Raw genomic sequence first — 15,411 nt, forward strand, 5'->3', positions numbered from 1 at the left:
ACATTCCCCGCCGGGACCACTCCTCGCCCGCGGCACGGCCCGCCGCGCTCCCCGCCCGGGGCGTTCGTGTCAGACAAGGTCCCGGCGGCGGCCCACCGGCACCGTGAGCAGATACAGCGGCGGCAGGAGCGCGGCCGCGCACACCGTCCACAGGGTCGCCTGCGTCCCCACGTACGTGGCGAGCAGGCCGGCGGTGAGAGCGCCGAGGGGCTGGGCGCCCCACGAGACGAAGCGGACGGTGGCCATGACACGGGAGAGAAGCGCGGGCGGAGACTCGGTCTGGCGGTGGGTGCGGGTGGTGATCGACCCGATGGCGACGCCGAAGGCGAAGCCGGCATTGCCCAGGGCGAACCAGTACGCGTCGGCGGCGGATGTGGTCAGTGGAGCCAGCAGGGCGGCACCCCCGCCGGCCAGCGCCGTGCCGACCAGGCCCCGGGCCGTGCCGAACCGCCGGGTGAGCCGGACCGCCACGGCGGATCCCGCGAGCGCTCCGACTCCCTCCATGGCCAGCACCAAGCCGAGTTGGGCGGGCGTCAGTCCGGCCTCCCGGACCAGGTACAGGGGAGTGAGGGCGACCAGGGCGGCGCAGACGAAGTTCGTGGCGGTGGCCCAGAGCATGCAGGGCAGCATCACCGGGTGCCGCGTCACATACGTCCAGCCCTCGCGGATCAGCCGGAGGGCGCCGTCGCCGGAGCGGGGAGCGGGACGGCGCTCAGGGAGGGTACGCAGCAGCACGGCGGAGAGCAGGTAGCTGGCCGAGTCCACGAGCAGTGCGCCGACCGGGCCCGTGGCGTGCACGAGGAGGCCGCCCCCGGAAGGCCCTCCGGTCTCGGTGACGGCGTGCGTGCCGGACATCAGGCTGTTGCGGGCGGCGAGCTGCCGGTCCGGGACGATGGCGGGCAGAAAGGTCGAGTTCCCGATGTCGAAGAGCACGGTCGCGGCGCCGGTGACCAGAGCGGCGAGCAACAGGTGCTGGTAGGTGAGCCGGTCGAGCCACCAGGCGAGCGGGAGGGATCCGACGGCGGCGAACCGTACGAGATCGAGGGTGACTTGGAGGCGGCGGAGCGGGACGCGCTGGGCGATCACTCCGGCCGGGAGGCTGAGCAGCAGCCAGGAGATCTGTCCGGCGGCGGCGAGCAGGGCGGCCTGGAACGCGGTGGCGTCGAGGACTGTGAGGGCGACCAGAGTTAAGGCGAGAGCGGTGACGGCTGTGCCCGCGTTGCTGACGGTGGCAGCGGCCCAGTAGCGCCAGAAGACGGCCGGAGGCGTGGTCGCGGGGTGAGTGCGGTTGAGATCGCGCTCCGGGACCGTCGGCGTCTCGCTCATGCGGTGCCCACCCTTCAGTGAGTCTCTTTTGGGAACTTACCTGACCTCGAATCAGTTCCTATCCGGAACTGACCTCATGGCGCAAGATGGTTTCGAAGCCCGGATGTTGGATCCGCGAGACAGGAGGCTCATGGTCAGGTCAGTGCCCCAGCGGGACGCCGCCTGTGCGATCGCGCAGGCGGCGGCGGTCGTCGGGGACTGGTGGAGCCTGCTCCTGGTCAGGGAGACCGCACGCGGGCACCACCGGTTCGACGCGCTTCAGGGCGAGTTGGGGATCTCCCGGAAGGTCCTGACCGAGCGACTCGCGCACCTGGTGGAGGCGGACGTCCTGGAGAGGGTTCCGTATCAGAGTGGCCCGGTGCGGTACGAGTACCGGCTTACGGAGAGCGGGCGGGGACTGTTGCCCGTGCTGCTCTCGATGCAGGACTGGGCGGACCGCTGGCTGCTCGGCGACGGCTCGCTGAGCGGCACGGCCGGCGCGGACAGTGCGGAGGCGCTGCGGGTGGCGGGCCTGGTGGGCGAGCGGCTGCCGATCCTCGAACTGCCAGGGCACCGGGACGGTGAGCCGCTGGACCCGGTGGCCGAGGCCGCTGCCACCGTGCTGTTCTGCTACCCCGCGACCGGTCGCCCGGGTCCGTTGCCGGACGGGTGGGCCGACATTCCGGGTGCCATCGGCTGCACGCTGGAGAACCGGTTGTTCCGGGACGCGTACGACGACTTCCGCGCGGCGGGCGCCGAAGTGCGCGGCGTGAGTACACAACGCCCGGACGAGCAGCGGGTGTTCGCGGCCGAGGAGGGCATTCCGTTCACTCTGCTCTCAGACGTCGACCTGCGCCTCGCCGCCGCCCTGCGGCTTCCGGTGTTCCGTGCAGGGCAGGTGCTGCGGGTGAAGCGGGCAGTGCTGGTGGTGGACCGCGAACGCGTGGTGCGCCAGGCGCACTTCCCGGTGACGGACATCCCGGCGGCGGTGCGCGAGGCGCTGGCGGTGGTACGGGCGGTGGCGGCGGGGAAGTGAACGAGTCGACGCCCCGGGCCCGGTACGGAACCGGACGCGGGGCGTCAGTGGGGCGTACATCAGTGATCTGCGGCGTACGAGACGAAGGCGGCCCACTGCTGAGCCCCGAAAGCGAGTCGCGGGCCCTGCACGCGCTTCGAGTCCCGTATGTGAATGCTCTGGGGCGCGAAGGCGACCTCCACGCACTCCGGGCCGTCAGCGGTGCTGTAACTGCTCTTGAACCACTCCAGCGCGGAACCGTTGCCCGACGTGGGATTGGTCATCATGTCTCTCCCAATACTTTCTCAATAAAGGCCAGCGACTCGCGGGGCGTGAGAGCTTGGGCCCGGATGATGCCATAGCGGACCTCGAAGACCTGGATCTCCTTGGGATGCGAGATCAGGCGACTGGTGAGCTGCACCTCGTTGTGCGCCACCGTGTCTCCCTTCTGAACGCGCAGCAACTGGAGCGATCCGTCCAGACCGGCGTGGTCCTCACGATCCGTGGGCATCACCTGGATCTCCACGTTTCGCCGCCGACCAACCTCCAACAGCCGTTCGAGCTGCTTCCGCATCACCATTCTGCCCCCGAGCGGACGGCGCAGCGTCACCTCTTCCAGGACGAAACTGAAGACGGGACTGGGCTGCCGGTCGAAGATCTCCTGCCGCGCCAAGCGTGCGGCGACGAGCCGTTCGACCTCGTCCTCGGGGAAGGGCGGACGCCGCATCCCGTACAGCGCTCCCGCGTACTCCGGTGTCTGGAGCAGGCCATGGACGACGGAGTTGGCGTAGGCGCACAGCTCGACGGCCTCGGCCTCCAACTTCGCCAGATCCCGCACCTTCTTCGGATACCGGACCTCCTCCACGTCCCTGCGCAGCCCGACGATCAGGCCTCCGGCGTCCAGCACCTGATCGGCCGCCTCCAGAAACGTCGGACTCGGCGCCCGCCGCCCCCGCTCAACCGAGGACACCTGCTCCTCGCTGTACCCGATGGCCGTCCCCAACTCGGCCTGTCGGAGCCCCTTCCGTTCGCGGCAGGTCTTGATGATCCTGCCGACCGTCCGCAGTACCCCTGCCGACTCCTCATCGTCGGCACCGTACGGCTCCATCCCGTCCCCGTTCTGCGACTCCTGCGCCGTCACGCCCACACCCGGACACCTCCACCTGCCGCCCGAACCCAACTCCGCACCACCGCACCGCGTAACGCCACGCCGCCCGGACAGAGCCGGACAGCGACCGGACAGTGACGCTGCGTACCGTCGTCGTTGCTGGTCAGCGTAGAGACATCCGACCACGCTGAGTGACATGAACGCCGATATTGCCCACTCGACGGCCCTCGGCCTTGAGCCCGCCCGACCCGCCGGTCCCACCGGCGACTTCGGGATCCGTCTCTCGGCCACCCCCAGAGGCGCCCGCCTCGCCCGTCGCCTCGCTGCAGAGCAACTCCACCGCTGGGGCTGGTCCTACGACAGTGAGCCCAACCGCACGACCTCACTCCTCGTGGCCGAACTCGCCACGAACGCGATCCGGCACGGTCGCGCGCGAGGGCGTGACTTCCGACTGCGACTGACCCTCTACTCGGCGGACCCCGCCCTCCGTATCGAAGTCACGGACCCGCGTCCCGACCGCCGCCCACCCGCACCCGGCACCCTCCCCGCGCCCGCGCCCGACCTGGTCTCCGGACGGGGCCTCCTCCTCGTCGAAGCCCTGTCCACCCACTGGGGAACGACCTGCGGCGATCCCTACACCAAGACCGTCTGGTGCGAAGTCGCCCTGGGGTGACCGCCGGCCGGCCGCTACTGCCGGTACCCGCCGAGGAACCGCCCGATCCGCCCGATGGCCGCCTCCAGATCATCGGCGTGCGGCAGGGTCAGGATCCGGAAGTGATCCGGGGTCGGCCAGTTGAAGCCCGTGCCCTGGACCACCTGGATCTTCTCGCGCAGCAGCAGGTCGAGGACGAACTTCTCGTCGTCGTGGATCTTGTGCACCTTGGGGTCGATGCGCGGGAAGGCGTACAGCGCGCCCTTCGGCTTCACGCAGGTCACACCAGGGATCTCGTTGAGCTTCTGCCAGGCCACGTCCCGCTGCTCCAGCAGTCGCCCGCCCGGCCTGGTGAGGTCGCCGATGGACTGCCGGCCGCCGAGCGCGGCCTGGATGGCGTACTGGGCGGGCGCGTTGGCGCACAGCCGCATGGAGGCCAGCATGGTGAGGCCCTCCACGTAGTCCTTGGCGTGCTGCCTCGGGCCCGTGACCACCAGCCAGCCGGAGCGGAAGCCCGCCACGCGGTAGGTCTTCGACAGTCCGCAGAAGGTGAGGACGACCAGGTCGGGGGCGAGTGCGGCGGCCGAGTGGTGCACGGCGTCGTCGTAGAGGATCTGGTCGTAGATCTCGTCGGCGAACACCATCAGGCCGTGCCGCCGGGCGAGGTCGAGGATGCCCTCGACGATCTCCTTCGGGTAGACCGCGCCGGTGGGGTTGTTCGGGTTGATGATCACGACCGCCTTGGTCCGGTCCGTGATCTTCGAGGCCATGTCGTCCAGGTCGGGGTACCAGTCGGCCTGCTCGTCGCAGAGGTAGTGGACCGCCTTGCCGCCCGCGAGGGTCGTCACCGCGGTCCACAGGGGGAAGTCCGGGGCGGGGATCAGGACCTCGTCGCCGTCCTCGAGCAGTGCCTGCACGGCCATGGAGACCAGTTCCGACACGCCGTTGCCGAGGAAGACGTCGTCGACGCCGACCTCCAGGCCCAGCGTCTGGTAGCGCTGGGCCACCGCCCGGCGGGCCGACAGGATGCCGCGCGAGTCGGTGTAGCCGTGTGCCTGCGGCAGCATCCGGATCATGTCCTGGAGGATCTCCTCCGGCGCCTCGAACCCGAAGAGCGCGGGGTTGCCGGTGTTCAGGCGCAGCACACTGTGACCCGCCTCCTCCAGCGCGTTGGCGTGCTCGATGACCGGGCCGCGGATCTCGTAACAGACCTCGCTGAGCTTGCTCGACTGCCGGAACTCCATGCGCGCGCTTCCCCTCGGCCGTTTGGTGTTGCTTGGTTTTACCAAGTAGTCGCTTGGAAAGTCCAACAACTTGTCTAGACTGCGTCGCATGCCACCTCGCCGAAGCTACGACCAGTACTGTTCCGCCGCCCGCGCGCTCGACCTGGTCGGCGACCGCTGGACCCTGCTGATCGTCCGGGAGCTCCTCGCCGGCCCCCGCCGCTACACCGACCTGCACGCGGACCTGCCCGGCGTCAGCACGGACGTACTCGCCTCCCGGCTCAGGGACATGGAACGCGACGGCCTCGCGACCCGGCGCCGGCTGCCACCGCCCGGAGCGGCCTCCGTATACGAACTCACCGAGCGGGGGAGGGAGTTGCTGCCGGTGCTTCAAGCGCTGGGGGAGTGGGGGCAGGCGGAGCTGGGGGAGCGGCGGCCGACGGACGCGGTACGGGCGCACTGGTTCGCCCTGCCCCTGCTGCGCGCGCTGGACGGGGACGGGCTCGTCGAAGTCCGCCTGGAGGAAGGGCACTTCCACCTCTACGCCGGTGCCGAGGACGGGCCCGTGTACGGCGACGGGCCAGCTCCCGGGGAGCCGGACGCCCTGCTGGTCCTGGACACCGGTACGTGTACGGCCATCGGCCGGGGCGAGCTGAGCCTGGTCCAGGCCGTCCGGGAGGGCCGGGTCGAGGTGAGCGGCGAGGGCGCGCTCGCCAAGGCGCTGCGCGACACATGACAGAAGGCCCGCACGAAGCGGGCCTTCCGAGGCCGAGTCCGATCCGATTCAGGTCAGGCAGCGGGCGGCACACCCGACGGCCGCCCCGAGCCGCGTGTCAGCGCGTACCCGGCGACTCCCGCCAGCGCGGCCAGCACGCCACCCACCGCGGTCCACACCCACCGGTCCGACCACCAGCCCGACGCCCAGCCGTCCTCGGGTGCGAGCCCGGCCAGGACCGCCGAGGACTCCTCCTCGTCTCCGGACCCGGACCGCATCGCGATCCCCGGCACCAGCGGCTCGGCCAGCGAGCCGTCCACCGCCGCGGATCCGCCGATGTCCTTGGAGTCGGCCCGTACTTCGGAGCCGACCGGGAGGCCCAGGTCGGCGGCGGCGACCCCGGTGGCCGTCAGGCGGATGTAGTACGTACCGGGCAGCGGGTCGTTCGCCCACGGCTCCGACCAGGAGCGGACCGTGCGCAGCACGCAGGCGAGTTCGACGGAGGCGGCGTCCGCGGCGGCAGTGCGTGTCTGCGCGCCGTACTGGCATGCCTGGCGTCGGCGGAGCCCGTCGTACACATCGATCTGCCAGGTCTGCGGGGCGTGGGTCTCCGGCAGCCTCACCTTCGCCGCCACCGTGGGGCGCTGCCCGGTGTCGGCGGGGAACGACCAGTACAGGTAGTCGCCCGTGGATCCGCTCGCCGTGGCGCGCTGCCCCTGCTCGATCTCCGTCGCGGTACGGAAGGAGGTGCCCGCCCGGGTGGGCGCCGCCGAGCTGTCCTGCGACGGGCTCGGCGAGGAGTCGGCCGCGGCAGGAGCGGCCGCCGCCAGGCCCAGGGTCAGCAACGCCGCGCTCAACGCACGTACCACTCGCATCAGTTGGTCCTCCAGACCGCGAACCGCCAGCGCGACAGCCAGCCCCAGACGAGACCGGCGAGGAAGCCGGTGAGGATCAGTGCGCCGAGCAGCCACCAGCCGCGCCCGAGGCCGAACGAGGCCACGTCGCCCGCCTTGCTCGGCCCGTCCACGACGTCGACGGTCAGCTCCAGCGGCAGCCCGGGCGTGGTCTTCACGCCGGAGGCCGCCGAGAAGGAGTGGGTGACCGCCAGGCACACGGTCTCCGCGGCCGGCTTGTCGCTGTCACCGTCGGCGTCGTCGCGCTCGGGCTCGGGGTACCGGAGCCCCGTCGAGATCACGTCCGTACGGCCGTTGCCCGCCGCCTCGCCCCGCACGATCTCCCGGCCCTTGACCGTCACCGCACGTATCAGCACGCCGTAGCCGGGGTTCACGGCCCGGTCGGCCGCGACACTCACCGAGGCGCGCAGCTCCTGCCCGGGCAGGACCTCCACCCGGTACCAGCGCTGCTGCCCGAACTCCTCCCGGTCGGAGTAGAGGCCCGACTTCAGTGTCGGTGCCTCCACGCAACGGGACGCGCCCTCGGCCGCCACCGGCGTCACCACCGGATCGGCCGCCCGGTCCACCAACTGGTTCACCTTGTCGGTGAGTTCGTCCTGGTGCTCCACCGAGGTGTAGGTGCCGCCGGTGGCCTCGGCGATGCAGCTCAGCTGCCTGCTCAGCTTGGCGGTCGGCACGAGGCCCAGTGTGTCGATGGTCAGCCCGATGCCCTTCGCCGCGATCTCGCGTGCCACCTCGCACGGGTCGAGCGGGGCACAGGTGTCCTCGCCGTCGCTGATCAGCACGATGCGCTTGGAGCCGTCGCCGCCGTCGAGGTCGTCGGCCGCCTTCAGCAGGGCCGGGCCGATCGGCGTCCAGCCCGTCGGGGTGAGCGTGGCGACGGCCGTCTTGGCCTCGGTGCGGTCCAGCGGGCCGACCGGATAGAGCTGCGCGGTGTCCTTGCAGCCCGTCTTCCGGTCGTCTCCCGGGTAGTCGGCGCCGAGGGTGCGGATGCCGAGTTCGACCTCCTCGGGCGTCGCGTCGAGCACCTCGTTGAACGCCTGCTTCGCGGCGGCCATCCGCGACTGTCCGTCGATGTCCCGCGCCCGCATCGAGCCGCTCACATCGAGGACGAGGTCGACCTTGGGGGCGGCCTGGCCCGTGGGTTCGCCGGCGGCCGCTCCGGCCGGGAAGGCGATCCCGGCCGTCAACGCGGCGAGCAGGGCACAGACGCCCGCCGCCAGCCGTTTTCTTGTGATCATCGGCGGATCTTATTGATCTCCGGGGTCGTGCTCCAAAAGCCGGGCACCAAGATGAGTCTCATGCAAGGGGATTGGGCAGCTCCGCCCACTGGTCCCCGGGCGCCTGCGGCGAGAGCCGCATCAGCGTCAGCGCCTTGGTGGGCAGAGGCTCCCTGCGCAGTGCCGTGAGGTCCGGGGTGCGCGGCAGGTCGTCCACGGCCGTCTCCAGTGCCGCGGTCAGCGCTGCCCCCGACCCCGCCGTCCCGGCCAGCGCGCCCGCCACCAGCGAGCCGAACAGCTTACGGCGCAGCGTGCGTTCGTCGTCCGTGACCATGCGGGCGGGCAGGTCGGGGACCGTGATGCCGTGCCGGGCGAGGCGGGCCGGGCTGACGCGGATGTCGGCCAGGTCGCGGTAGACGAGCCGCAGCGGGTCGCCCTCCGGCGAGAGGACCACGAGGAGATTTTGGCCGTGTGCCTCCAGGGCCACGCCCAGCTCCAGCAGCCGCAGCCCGACTGTGAGGGCGAGGCGCGCGAAGCCGGCCAGCCAGGCGGGGGAGCGGGGGAGCGCGCTGGTGGCGAGCGCCGCCACCGGCAGCACCCGTTCACCGCTCCCGGCGTACGTCTGCGGCGACTCCCGCAGCACGGCCGCGAAGTCGGGGGAGCCGGCCGCCGCGGCGCCCAGGGTGCGGGTCACGTGCAGCAGGCCGTCCGTGCGGGCGGCGGGCGTCTCGGCGAAGTCCGACAGCAGCGCGGACGCGGCCACCGAGGGCAGCGAGATGTCCCGCACCGACGACGTCAGCCGAGCGCTGAGCGAGGTCTTGACGTGCGGCCCGCCGGGCAGGGCGAGCGTCCGCAGGGACATCAGCGGATGTGCGGCGCGCCGCTCCTCGCACGTCCGTTTCAGCACATGCGCCGCCTGCCAGGGGTGCACCGGCAGCACCACCCGCCGCCCCTCCCGCAGATCCCGCGGCCAGGCCCCCGTCACCAGGCACTCCTCCGCCCGCACCGGCACCAGACCCAGCTCCACGACCGGCCGGTGCTCGGGCCCGTAGGCGAGCTGTTCGGCCACCGAGAACCCCGGCCGGGACCGACAGGTCGGGTGGAACGGATGCCCGTCGACGATCCGCTGCTCCCACTCCCAGTCGTTCTCCGGCCACTCGTCCGCCGAGCGCCCCTCCTGCCCCGCTCTCGACAGCGCCAACGAGGCCGCACTGTGCCCGAGTTCGGCGGCGAAGGAGGCGGAGTGCGGTACGGCGAGGTCCGTCACCAGCCGCGCCGGATCGTCGTAGTCCGTGCCGTCGAGCCCGACGACGGTGACATGGTCGCCGGTCGCGTACGGATCCGGCGGTGGGCCGTGCAGCCGGCGGCCGTCGGACAGGAACAGGGTCAGCCCGTCCCGGTCCTGCTCCCGGCGGGCCACCCAGGGCAGCGGATCATGGGCCAGACCGCGCCACAGCCGGGACAGCACGGCCGCCCGGGCACCGGGCAGTTCGGCCTCGTACCGCGGCAGCAGGCCGGGCCGCAGGACGGCCAGTTCGTCGGCGACCTCGGCCTCGGCGGTGGGGGAACGGTGCACGGGCGGGCTCCTCGGGTACGAATAGGGCGTCACGGCGCGATGACGACGACCGACATAATGATCATCTCCGCCAGGAAGTCCGGAAGTCCCGGAAGGGCTGTGGGGAACGTAGAGAACACAAGGAACGCAGAGAAACGAGTGGAGCGCGTGGACCTCATGCCCCCGTCCGCCGACGCGTACGCCGCCGTGCCGCTGCTGAACTGTCTGCTGCGGGAGGTGGCCCGGCCCGTGCGCCGGACCGGCGAGCACCGGATCTACCGCCTGCCCGGCGGAGACCGATTGCTGCGGGTGCGCGGGACGCGACGGCCCGCCGAGCCGGAGGTCGAGGGGCGGGACGGCTGGCAGCGCGTCGGCCACACCGAGCTGGTCAAGCTCGTCGCCGAGGAACTGCGTCGGCACACCGGTCTCTCCAACCACGAGCTGCCCGCCGAGATGATCGACAGCAGGGACGCCGTGGCCGCCCTGCTGGAGGCCCGCGACCGCGCCACCCCGCCCGACGATCCCTACCTGCGCTCCGAGCAGTGTCTCCTCACCGGCCACACCCACCACCCTGCCCCCAAGGCGCGCGGCGGCGGCCCGGCCGCGGGCTGGCTGCCGTACGCGCCCGAGGCGTACGCCCGTTTCCCGCTGACCCTGCTCGGGCTGCGCGAGGACTGCGTCGTCGAGGAGGGTGACACCTCGGCCCTCGACGCCCTCGGCACCGCCCCGCCCGGCTACCGGCTGCTCCCGGCCCACCCCTGGCAGCTCGACCTGGCGAGCGCGGAACTGGCCGCCGCCTTCGCGGACGGCAGACTGGTCCGGCTCGGCACGACCGCCTTCGACACCTGGCCGACGGCCGCGATCCGCACGCTCTACGCGCCCGGGCACGACCTCTTCATGAAGTTCAGCCTGGACGTGCGCATCACCAACGACATCCGCCGGCTGTGGCGCCACGACCTGCTCGCCCTGCGCCGCACCGACGCGGCCGTGTGCGCCGCCTTCGACGACTTCGGCACGCTCGACGGCCCCCCGGCCTGGCTCGGCGACCGCGGGTACCGCACCGCCGGGTTCGCCTTCGAGGCCCTGGCCGTCCTAGTCCGCGACGGCTTCGCCGGCCGTCTCCTGCCCGGCGCGACCCCGCTGCTCGCCGCCGGACTCGTCGAGGGCTTCGACGGCAGCCCGCTCGACCGCGCCGCCGACCCCGAGGCGTGGTGGGCGGCGTACCTGGCACAGGTGGTGCCCCCGGCCCTGGAGGCCTTCGCCCGGCACGGCGTCGTCATCGAGGCCCATCTGCAGAACACCGTGGTCGCCGTGGACGCCGACGGCATGCCCGTGCAGGCGCTGTACCGGGACGCCGAGGGCGTGAAGCTGCTCCCGGAGGTCTCCCGGGAGGCCGGCTGGGAGCGGCTGGTGTACTGCCTGGTCGTCAACCATCTCACCGAGATCGCCGGCGCCCTCGCCGAACGCCATCCCGGCTTCGACCCCTGGCCCGCCGCCCGCCGGGTGTTCGCCCGCCACGACCTGCCGGAGATCCCCGCCCTGCTCACCTCGCCGACCCTCCCCGCCAAGACGAACCTCCTGCTGCGCTGGACGGGCGCGAACGGCGCCGACGCCCGCTACCTGCCGCTGCCCAACCCGCTCGTTCCTCCCCGGTGACGCACCTGGAATGATGACCGGCGAACAAGGCGACGGCGGAACGAGGAAGCCGGTGTGAATCCGGCGCGGTCCCGCCACTGTGACCGGCATCGGCCGGGAGCCAGGAGACTCACGCGGTCGCCTCCTCGACGAACCACCGGGGCGGATCTCCCCGGAGAGAGGAAGGGTGCGGCATGTCCGCAACCCCGGCCGGAGGGGTTCCGTGCCGCGTCGTCGTGTGCCGGGACTGCTGCTGCGGCACCGGCAAGGTGACCGGCGTCGACCACACGGCCCAGACCGAGCGGCTGCGCGAGGCCGCGCCCGTGCGGGTCTCCGAGTGCCTCGACGTCTGCGACCAGGCCAATGTCGTCGTCGTACAGCCGTCGACGGCGGGCCGCGCCGCCGGGGCCCGGCCGGTGTGGTTCGGTCTGGTCAACGACCCGGCCGCGACCGAGGACATCGTCTCCTGGGTCCGCGAGGGCGGCCCCGGCATCGCCCCCCGGCCCGACATCCTCGATCTGTACACCTTCAGCCCGCTCGCGAAACGGCGCGCGGGCGGCTCCTGACCGGCCCGCCTCATCGGCACCGGTTCCCGGGACGCCATCGTCGCGGCCGGGCGGGCACGGTGGCCGCGGCGGTGTACGGCTGTCCGGCTTCTCCGGGGCCGAGGAGCAGGTCCTCGCGGCCCGCGGGACGGCGGAATTCGCGGGCGTGGGCAGTTCGTCAGGGCCGCGGCGGGCGTGAGGCCGGAGCCTCAGGACTCCTCGGCCGGCACGCACAGCACGGGGATGTTCGAGAGGTGCAGCAGTTTGTGAGGGGTCGAGCCAAGCAGGGCCCCGCGCACCGGGCTCTCGCCCCAGGTGCCCACCACGATCACCCTGCCGTCGTGGCGTGCCGCGGCGTCGATGAGCGCCTGCGCGGGCCGCTGGTCGACGAGTTCGACCGTGCTGGGCACGCCGGCTTCGTCGGCGACTCGGACGGCGTGACCGAGCACGGTGGTCCCGGCCTCGCGCACGGCATCGTGGTGAGCGCCGTACTCCTCGCCCGTGACGCCCGGGGCCGCGGCGCCGTAGACGATCACCAGCGGTTCGCCGTACGCGGCCGCCACCTCGATCGCGACCCGCAGCGCGCTCCGGGCGCCCGGGGATTCGTCGTAGCCGAGGACCACCGACATCTCAGGACTCCTTGCCGTGCTTGCCGGGGACGAGCTCGGGGTCGACCACGCTGGGGTGTTCCGACCAGAACACGGGGGCCATCAGCCGCCAGACGACCATGAGGATCACGCCCGTGACGATGATGCCGATACCGATGACCAGCGGGGGACCGAGCCCGAACCACGAGACGCCGCTGTAGGAGTTGGCGGGGTCGGACATGTCCGCCACGGACTCCACCAGCAGCCAGGCCAGCAGCCCGGCACCGATCAGAGGGCCGAGCCCGATCAGGAGGAAGTCGCGGGCACTGCGGGTCAGTTGACGGCGGTAGTACACCGCGCAGGCGAGACCCGTGAGCGCGTAGTAGAACGCGATCAGCAGGGACAGCGCGGTCAGCGAGTCGAAGAGGGCGTTCTCGCTGATGTGGTAGAGGACGAGATACCAGACGATGGCGATCCCGGCGACCCACCAGGTGCTCGCGTCGGGGGTGCGGAACCGGGGGCTGATATGGCCGAAGTGCGCGGGCAGCGCGTGCCGGCGGGCCATCGACAGGCCCGTGCGCGACGCCGGGATGATCGTCGTCTGCGTGGACGCGAGCGCGGACGTCGAGACCGCCAGCAGCACGACCCAGTCCCAGCCGCCCATCGCCTCTTCGGCGAGCAGCGCGAAGATGAACTCCTCCTCCGCCGCGTTCTCGGCCAGATAGGCCGTTCCGGCATACCCCACGACCGCGAACGCGACCGCGAGGTAGGTCACCAGCAGCAGCACCGTCGACCACACGGCCGCCTTGCCGGGGGCGGTGGCCGAGTCCTCGGTCTCCTCGGTGAGGTTGACCGCCGACTCCCACCCCCAGTAGATGAACACGCCCAGCAGCAGGGCGGCGGTCAGGGACGCCCCGCCCGCTCCGAAGGGATCGAGCCAGCTGAACTCCGGTTCGATGGAGTCGAGGGTGCCGGTGTCGGCGTAGACGCGGTAGAGCGCCACCACGGCGAAGACGAGCAGACAGGCGACCTGCGCCAGGATGAGGACGTTCTGCACCTTGGCCGACACGTCGATGCCGATCACGCAGACAGCCGTCATCACCACGATGAGCAGCACCGTGAGCACCTGGCGTACGACGTCGTTGTCGGCCCAGCTGTCCAGGCCGACGGCGAGCAGGAAGAAGGTCACGGCCACATCCGCCAGCGACCCGACGACCAGGACACCCGTCATGGTGATGGCCCAGCCTCCGAGCCAGCCCGCCCACGGTCCCATGGCCCGGGTGACCCACGAGAAGGTCGTACCGCAGTCCTGGTCGACCTTGTTGAGGTAGTAGAAGGCCGACGCGATCAGCAGCATCGGCACGAACGACGCGATCATCACCCCGGGGGCGTAGATGCCCACCAGTGCCACGACCGGGCCGATGACCGCCGCCACCGAGTACGCCGGTGAGGTCGCGTTGAGCCCGATGACCAGAGCGTCGAGGAACCCGATCGCATTGGGCTTCAGGCTCGCGGACGGTGGCGGGCCCGCGTCCGTGATGTCCTTGGCCATGCTCCCTCACTCCCGTTGTGCGTGGATCCATACAACAGGGAGGTGTGAGGCATTTTAGCTATTGATGGCCTTTCGGCCGCTTATGTCGCCTTCTGGCTCCGTACCGGCAGGCGCAGGAAGCGCGGCGTCATCTGCCCGCACAGCCCAATGAAAATTAGGCAAGCCTAGCCTTGCTGTGGATTCCGGGGCGGGCAGAACTCGGCCGAGACGACGTTCTTGCCGCCGCCGACCCAGTCCCCGTTGAAGTTCAGGGTGATCATGTGGCGGCCGTCCCTGGAGCCGAAGGACTGGGTCGAGGAGCCGTGGATCCCGCCCGAGTGGCCCCAGACCGGGACCCCGCAGCTCGTCTCGTACTCGATGAGGCCCAGGCCGTAGCGCTGGCCCGGCAGATTCCCCTCCGTCGAGACCGTCCTCGTCATCTGCCGGAGCTGGGCCGGAGGCAGCAGCCTGCCGCCGAACAGCGCGCTGAAGAAGCGGTTGAGGTCCGCGGAGTTGCTGATCATCTCGCCCGCCGCCCACGCCCAGGACGGGTTGAGCTCGGTCACGTCGTAGGTCTTGCCCGGGTCCTCGGTGAAGGTGGAGTAGTGGCGGGTGGGCGCGGGCACGTGCGGGTCGGTGCCGGGGAAGCGCGTGGCGCGCATCCCCAGCGGCCCGGTCACGCGCCGTTCGATCTCCTCGGCGTAGGGCCGTCCGGTCAGCTTCTCGACGATCAGCCCGAGCAGCAGGTAGTTGGTGTTGGAGTACTTCCAGGAGGTGCCGGGCTCGAACTGGGGAGGGTTCTCCAGGGCGAGGGCGATGACCTGCTGCGGAGTCCAGTCGTCGTAGCGGGACTCCAGGAAGTCGATGCCGAGCACCTTCTTCGCGAACGTGGCGTCGTCGGTGAAGTTGAAGATGCCGCTGGTGTGGTTCATCAGCTGACGCACCGTGATCTTCGTACCGTCGTGGCCGTTCCCGCGCACCAGCCCGGGCAGGTAGTGGTCGACCGTGGCATCGAGATCGACCCTGCCCTCCGCCTGGAGCTGGAGCATGACGGTGGCCACCAGGGTCTTGGTGACACTTCCCGCGCGGAACCGGTCGCCGTGGCCGCGCGGCTGCTTCGTGGTGAGGTCGGCGACGCCCGAGGTGCCCTTCCACACCCCACGGGTGTCGCGCACCTCCGCCACGACTCCCGGCACACCCGCGGCGACGGCGGCGTCCATGGCGGCCTGGGTGGCGACGTGCCCGGACCCTCGCGTCTCCGTCGCGGCCGCGGGCGAGGACAGCAGGGCCGTACTCGTCGCCGCGATCGCCGTCACGCAGACCAGCGTCGTCCGTATCGGGCGTGTCGACATGTGCACCGACCTCTCTCGGCTCGTGGGAAGGGAATCGTCCCGACCTGCCCTAAC

General features: G+C 71.4%; 15 protein-coding genes and 1 riboswitch. Of the genes, 5 read left to right on the forward strand and 10 right to left on the reverse strand.

What is annotated here, in order from left to right; translation table 11 throughout:
* Positions 1 to 69 precede the first annotated feature (69 nt).
* A complete protein-coding gene (locus tag ACQEV8_RS35390) occupies positions 70 to 1,326 on the reverse strand; it encodes an MFS transporter (protein WP_432968718.1) in 1,257 nt (418 codons plus the stop codon).
* Positions 1,327 to 1,456: 130 nt separating this feature from the next.
* Here ACQEV8_RS35390 and ACQEV8_RS35395 point away from each other — a divergent pair, with 130 nt between their 5' ends.
* Positions 1,457 to 2,341, forward strand: coding sequence for a winged helix-turn-helix transcriptional regulator (locus ACQEV8_RS35395; protein WP_432968721.1), 885 nt, complete (start codon positions 1,457 to 1,459; stop codon positions 2,339 to 2,341).
* Between the two features lie 59 nt (positions 2,342 to 2,400).
* Here the strand turns inward: ACQEV8_RS35395 and ACQEV8_RS35400 are convergent, their stop codons facing one another.
* A complete protein-coding gene (locus tag ACQEV8_RS35400; RefSeq protein WP_432968724.1) occupies positions 2,401 to 2,607 on the reverse strand; it encodes a DUF397 domain-containing protein in 207 nt (68 codons plus the stop codon).
* Positions 2,604 to 3,428 carry a helix-turn-helix domain-containing protein gene (locus tag ACQEV8_RS35405; RefSeq protein WP_432973217.1) on the reverse strand — a complete coding sequence of 275 codons (825 nt, stop codon included), beginning with the start codon at positions 3,426 to 3,428 and terminating at the stop codon, positions 2,604 to 2,606. The genes ACQEV8_RS35400 and ACQEV8_RS35405 overlap by 4 nt, the downstream gene beginning before the upstream one ends.
* Before the next feature lie 196 nt (positions 3,429 to 3,624).
* On the opposite strand from ACQEV8_RS35405, the gene ACQEV8_RS35410 reads away from it, so the two are divergent.
* Positions 3,625 to 4,101: an ATP-binding protein gene (locus ACQEV8_RS35410; protein WP_432968727.1), complete on the forward strand. Its 477-nt coding sequence runs from the start codon at positions 3,625 to 3,627 to the stop codon at positions 4,099 to 4,101.
* Positions 4,102 to 4,115: 14 nt separating this feature from the next.
* Here the strand turns inward: ACQEV8_RS35410 and ACQEV8_RS35415 are convergent, their stop codons facing one another.
* Positions 4,116 to 5,324, reverse strand: coding sequence for a pyridoxal phosphate-dependent aminotransferase (locus ACQEV8_RS35415; RefSeq protein WP_432968730.1), 1,209 nt, complete (start codon positions 5,322 to 5,324; stop codon positions 4,116 to 4,118).
* An 88-nt stretch (positions 5,325 to 5,412) separates the two neighbouring features.
* Between ACQEV8_RS35415 and ACQEV8_RS35420 the strand changes: the two genes are divergently transcribed.
* A complete protein-coding gene (locus ACQEV8_RS35420) occupies positions 5,413 to 6,039 on the forward strand; it encodes a winged helix-turn-helix transcriptional regulator (RefSeq protein ID WP_432968733.1) in 627 nt (208 codons plus the stop codon).
* A 53-nt stretch (positions 6,040 to 6,092) separates the two neighbouring features.
* Here the strand turns inward: ACQEV8_RS35420 and ACQEV8_RS35425 are convergent, their stop codons facing one another.
* The 3 genes from ACQEV8_RS35425 to ACQEV8_RS35435 are packed head-to-tail and all read right to left on the reverse strand — an operon-like array spanning position 6,093 to position 9,728.
* Positions 6,093 to 6,893: a hypothetical protein gene (locus tag ACQEV8_RS35425; protein WP_432968736.1), complete on the reverse strand. Its 801-nt coding sequence runs from the start codon at positions 6,891 to 6,893 to the stop codon at positions 6,093 to 6,095.
* Positions 6,893 to 8,173: a vWA domain-containing protein gene (locus ACQEV8_RS35430; protein WP_432968739.1), complete on the reverse strand. Its 1,281-nt coding sequence runs from the start codon at positions 8,171 to 8,173 to the stop codon at positions 6,893 to 6,895. The genes ACQEV8_RS35425 and ACQEV8_RS35430 overlap by 1 nt, the downstream gene beginning before the upstream one ends.
* A gap of 58 nt (positions 8,174 to 8,231) precedes the next feature.
* Positions 8,232 to 9,728, reverse strand: coding sequence for an IucA/IucC family protein (locus ACQEV8_RS35435; RefSeq protein WP_432968742.1), 1,497 nt, complete (start codon positions 9,726 to 9,728; stop codon positions 8,232 to 8,234).
* Positions 9,729 to 9,884: 156 nt separating this feature from the next.
* On the opposite strand from ACQEV8_RS35435, the gene ACQEV8_RS35440 reads away from it, so the two are divergent.
* Together ACQEV8_RS35440 and ACQEV8_RS35445 are read left to right on the forward strand one after the other, a co-directional pair.
* The gene (locus ACQEV8_RS35440) at positions 9,885 to 11,363 is read left to right on the forward strand and encodes an IucA/IucC family protein (RefSeq protein ID WP_432973220.1); all 1,479 of its coding nucleotides are present in this window, start codon (positions 9,885 to 9,887) and stop codon (positions 11,361 to 11,363) included.
* Positions 11,364 to 11,370: 7 nt separating this feature from the next.
* Positions 11,371 to 11,489, forward strand: a riboswitch (cobalamin riboswitch).
* A 47-nt stretch (positions 11,490 to 11,536) separates the two neighbouring features.
* A complete protein-coding gene (locus ACQEV8_RS35445; protein WP_432968745.1) occupies positions 11,537 to 11,908 on the forward strand; it encodes a (2Fe-2S) ferredoxin domain-containing protein in 372 nt (123 codons plus the stop codon).
* Between the two features lie 188 nt (positions 11,909 to 12,096).
* Here the strand turns inward: ACQEV8_RS35445 and ACQEV8_RS35450 are convergent, their stop codons facing one another.
* The 3 genes from ACQEV8_RS35450 to ACQEV8_RS35460 form a co-directional block, all read right to left on the reverse strand.
* Positions 12,097 to 12,516: a universal stress protein gene (locus ACQEV8_RS35450; protein WP_432968748.1), complete on the reverse strand. Its 420-nt coding sequence runs from the start codon at positions 12,514 to 12,516 to the stop codon at positions 12,097 to 12,099.
* A gap of 1 nt (position 12,517) precedes the next feature.
* Complete coding sequence (locus tag ACQEV8_RS35455) at positions 12,518 to 14,026, reverse strand: APC family permease (RefSeq protein ID WP_432968751.1); 1,509 nt, start codon at positions 14,024 to 14,026, stop codon at positions 12,518 to 12,520.
* Positions 14,027 to 14,190: 164 nt separating this feature from the next.
* Positions 14,191 to 15,357 (reverse strand): serine hydrolase domain-containing protein, encoded by a 1,167-nt coding sequence (locus tag ACQEV8_RS35460; RefSeq protein ID WP_432968755.1) that lies wholly within the window; start codon positions 15,355 to 15,357, stop codon positions 14,191 to 14,193.
* Between the last annotated feature and the right edge of the window lie 54 nt (positions 15,358 to 15,411).

The sequence above is a fragment of the Streptomyces sp. CA-179760 genome (assembly GCF_050937045.1).
Lineage (GTDB): Bacteria > Actinomycetota > Actinomycetes > Streptomycetales > Streptomycetaceae > Streptomyces.

What these genes read in the sequence shown, in the direction of transcription:
- ACQEV8_RS35390 (WP_432968718.1), bottom strand. Translation starts at nt 1,326, where the DNA reads ATGAGCGAGACGCCGACGGTCCCGGAGCGCGATCTCAACCGCACTCAC.
- ACQEV8_RS35395 (WP_432968721.1), top strand. Translation starts at nt 1,457, where the DNA reads ATGGTCAGGTCAGTGCCCCAGCGGGACGCCGCCTGTGCGATCGCGCAG.
- ACQEV8_RS35400 (WP_432968724.1), bottom strand. Translation starts at nt 2,607, where the DNA reads ATGATGACCAATCCCACGTCGGGCAACGGTTCCGCGCTGGAGTGGTTC.
- ACQEV8_RS35405 (WP_432973217.1), bottom strand. Translation starts at nt 3,428, where the DNA reads ATGGAGCCGTACGGTGCCGACGATGAGGAGTCGGCAGGGGTACTGCGG.
- ACQEV8_RS35410 (WP_432968727.1), top strand. Translation starts at nt 3,625, where the DNA reads ATGAACGCCGATATTGCCCACTCGACGGCCCTCGGCCTTGAGCCCGCC.
- ACQEV8_RS35415 (WP_432968730.1), bottom strand. Translation starts at nt 5,324, where the DNA reads ATGGAGTTCCGGCAGTCGAGCAAGCTCAGCGAGGTCTGTTACGAGATC.
- ACQEV8_RS35420 (WP_432968733.1), top strand. Translation starts at nt 5,413, where the DNA reads ATGCCACCTCGCCGAAGCTACGACCAGTACTGTTCCGCCGCCCGCGCG.
- ACQEV8_RS35425 (WP_432968736.1), bottom strand. Translation starts at nt 6,893, where the DNA reads ATGCGAGTGGTACGTGCGTTGAGCGCGGCGTTGCTGACCCTGGGCCTG.
- ACQEV8_RS35430 (WP_432968739.1), bottom strand. Translation starts at nt 8,173, where the DNA reads ATGATCACAAGAAAACGGCTGGCGGCGGGCGTCTGTGCCCTGCTCGCC.
- ACQEV8_RS35440 (WP_432973220.1), top strand. Translation starts at nt 9,885, where the DNA reads ATGCCCCCGTCCGCCGACGCGTACGCCGCCGTGCCGCTGCTGAACTGT.
- ACQEV8_RS35445 (WP_432968745.1), top strand. Translation starts at nt 11,537, where the DNA reads ATGTCCGCAACCCCGGCCGGAGGGGTTCCGTGCCGCGTCGTCGTGTGC.
- ACQEV8_RS35450 (WP_432968748.1), bottom strand. Translation starts at nt 12,516, where the DNA reads ATGTCGGTGGTCCTCGGCTACGACGAATCCCCGGGCGCCCGGAGCGCG.
- ACQEV8_RS35455 (WP_432968751.1), bottom strand. Translation starts at nt 14,026, where the DNA reads ATGGCCAAGGACATCACGGACGCGGGCCCGCCACCGTCCGCGAGCCTG.
- ACQEV8_RS35460 (WP_432968755.1), bottom strand. Translation starts at nt 15,357, where the DNA reads ATGTCGACACGCCCGATACGGACGACGCTGGTCTGCGTGACGGCGATC.